At 45.6% G+C, this 2806-nt stretch carries 4 protein-coding genes; 2 read left to right on the forward strand and 2 right to left on the reverse strand.

Annotated features, from left to right (window positions below; all coding sequences use genetic code 11):
• Positions 1 to 1086, forward strand: a 1086-nt coding sequence (locus QZ735_RS10880; RefSeq protein WP_294248116.1) for a T9SS type A sorting domain-containing protein, incomplete at its 5' end; no start/stop codon positions are given.
• A gap of 109 nt (positions 1087 to 1195) precedes the next feature.
• On the opposite strand, the gene QZ735_RS10885 is transcribed toward QZ735_RS10880, so the two are convergent.
• Positions 1196 to 1351: a hypothetical protein gene (locus tag QZ735_RS10885; RefSeq protein ID WP_294248118.1), complete on the reverse strand. Its 156-nt coding sequence runs from the start codon at positions 1349 to 1351 to the stop codon at positions 1196 to 1198.
• A 39-nt stretch (positions 1352 to 1390) separates the two neighbouring features.
• The gene (locus QZ735_RS10890) at positions 1391 to 2218 is read right to left on the reverse strand and encodes an ion transporter (protein ID WP_294248119.1); all 828 of its coding nucleotides are present in this window, start codon (positions 2216 to 2218) and stop codon (positions 1391 to 1393) included.
• A 63-nt stretch (positions 2219 to 2281) separates the two neighbouring features.
• Here QZ735_RS10890 and QZ735_RS10895 point away from each other — a divergent pair.
• Positions 2282 to 2806, forward strand: a 525-nt coding sequence (locus QZ735_RS10895) for a Nif3-like dinuclear metal center hexameric protein (protein ID WP_294248121.1), incomplete at its 3' end; no start/stop codon positions are given.

Raw genomic sequence — 2806 nt, forward strand, 5'->3', positions numbered from 1 at the left:
GCACCCGGTGCCCCGTCAAATGATGAAGGTGCCTCCGCACAGACACTCACCGTAAATCCGGATCTCAACTGCGGGACTATTACCAGCGGATATACACTGGGGGCTACAGACTCAGGAACCAATCCTGTACCTTGTTACGGAACTGCTGATGATGATGTCTGGTTTAAATTTGTTGCTACCTCCGCAACACATAAAATTTCACTCAATAACATCCAGTCGGTAGGGGATGTAGAAGATGATGATACTTATTTCCAGGTTTTCAGCGGAAGCTGCGGAGCCCTTACCAGTGTTTTCTGTTCAGATCCTGCAACGGGAACCCTTACCGGTCTTACGCCGGGACAGACTTATTATGTAAGGGTATACAGTTATGAAGATACCGGAAGCAACCAGAGTTTCAGCATCTGTGTGGGAACCTATCCGCCGCCGCCGGTAAATGACAATTGCAGCGGAGCCCTTATTGCTTCTGCCTTTCCTTATACCTTTGTACAGAATGACGGCGCCGGAGCTACCGACGGTAACGGAACGGTGACTGCCTGTACCGATGGAATGAACGACGGGACCTGGTTTTCCTTTACCGGTGACGGTGATACCTATACCCTCTCTGTAAGTATGCCTTCCGGAAGTGATTTTGATCCTCAGATTGGAGTCTACAGCGGAACCTGTTCCGCACTGACCTGCGTAGGAACGGTAAACAACGGATGGCTGGGAGAAACGGAAACATTGGGTGTTGCTACGGTTCCGGGAACTACGTATTACGTCAATGTAGGGCATAGCAGCGGCTGGTCTGATGAGCCTGAGGATGCATTTACCATCTCCATTACGAAAGGTACATTGTCAGCATCCGAAGCCAGGACAGCTAAGGAGAAAATCAGGGTATATCCGAATCCGTTTGCTGATGTACTGCATATTTCCGAGGCGGCAGAAGTAAAATCGGTTTCCGTTTCCGATATTTCAGGAAGGCTGGTAAAAACCATAGACCGGCCGGACAGCAGCATTCATCTGGAAGATCTGCAGCCGGGATCTTACCTGGTGGTCCTCTATATGAAAGACGGTTCCCAACAGGTGATAAAAACCATAAAAAAGTAATCGTCTGCCATCATAGATCAAACCTTACAGAACAGGCTTCCGGATTTCCGGAAGCCTGTCTTGTTTATGTTAAAAAAATAAAAGTACGCGTGCTATATTCCTGATGCTGTTAATTGGTCACCGGCTGGATCTCACTGGTATTCAATCCTGAAAAAACAGCAGGGAAGAAGGTAACCAGGATCATATAAACAACTACGATCAGTACGATTAGGGAAAAGAGAATGATGATGGAGATGTGGGGCTTATTTTTCTTTGACGGTTCCATGATTTCAATATGTATTAATAGATTATGTTGATATTTTACCTAAGCTAATTTCTTGCCACACTGCTTGCAGTAGCGCGCATCGTCATCAATATCCTCATTTCCGCAGCGCTCGCAGATCTTTTCGAGGTTTTGCCGCTTATTTCGCATTTCAGCCGTTACGATTCCTGTAGGAACGGCTATAATGGAATACCCTGCCAGCATCAGTACCACGGCAAAGAATTTCCCCATCGGCGTGATCGGGGAAACATCACCATAGCCTACGGTCGTTACCGTAACTACCGCCCAGTAAATAGCCTGGGGTATGGTTTCAAATCCGGGCCGGCCGCCCTCCACCATAAACATCAGGGAACCTACAATGACTGAAAAAATAATCAGGAACAAAAGGAAGATATAGATTTTCCTTGAACTGTTCTTCAATGCCCGTACAATAACGGTTCCGTCATTCATAAAATCCAGGAGATTGAATACCCTGAACACCCGCAGCATCCTCAGCATCCTGAAAATCAGGAAATATTTGGTTACCGGAATAAAAAAACTCAGGTAAAAAGGGACAAGTGCCAGGAAGTCTATGATTCCGAAAAAACTGAAGATATAGTTTTTCCTGTTTTTGATCACCATGATCCTGGACCAGTATTCGGCAGTAAAGAATACTGAAATCACCCATTCCGCTATAATAAATGTATAATGGAACCTTTTATCCAGCTTAGGGACGCTTTCCATCATGATGATAAAGGTGCTGATCAGGATCAGGATCAGCAGGGTAATATCAAACAGCTGGCCCAGCTTGGTGTCCGACCGGTAGATAATCCGGTACAGATGCCTTTTCCAGAGCGCATCCCCGGGAATAAGGTTGTGCTCCTTTTCCATTGCGATTGTTTCTTTAAAATTAATAAATTATCCCTATTTTCGTAAGCAAACATACAGAATAAAATGAAAATAAAAGATGTCATTGCAAAGATAGAGAAACGGATCCCGCTTCAGCAGGCGGAGGATTTTGATAACGTCGGGCTGCTGTGCGGTGTTCCGGACCGGAATGTTTCCGGGATCCTGGTCTGTCATGATGCCCTTGAAAATGTGGTGGAAGAAGCCATCCTGAAAAACTGTAACCTGATTGTATGTTTCCATCCCATTATTTTTTCGGGACTGAAATCACTGACGGGGAAAAATTATGTGGAAAGAGCGGTCCTGAAAGCCATTGAAAATAAAGTGGCCATTTATGCCATCCATACTGCATTCGACAATGATTTCTTCGGCGTCAACCATGGGATCTGTACGCAACTCGGACTGAAAAACCTGAAAATCCTCCAGCCTAAAAAAAATACCCTGAAACAGCTGACGGTTTTTGTTCCGAAGGAATATTCCGGTACATTGAAGGAAGCCCTCTTTGCAGCCGGGGCAGGAAGCATCGGATTTTACGATGAATGCAGCTTTACCGTTAACGGAAACGGCACTTTC

The sequence above is a fragment of the uncultured Chryseobacterium sp. genome (assembly GCF_913776365.1).
Lineage (GTDB): Bacteria > Bacteroidota > Bacteroidia > Flavobacteriales > Weeksellaceae > Chryseobacterium.

What these genes read in the sequence shown, in the direction of transcription:
- QZ735_RS10885 (WP_294248118.1), bottom strand. Translation starts at nt 1,351, where the DNA reads ATGGAACCGTCAAAGAAAAATAAGCCCCACATCTCCATCATCATTCTC.
- QZ735_RS10890 (WP_294248119.1), bottom strand. Translation starts at nt 2,218, where the DNA reads ATGGAAAAGGAGCACAACCTTATTCCCGGGGATGCGCTCTGGAAAAGG.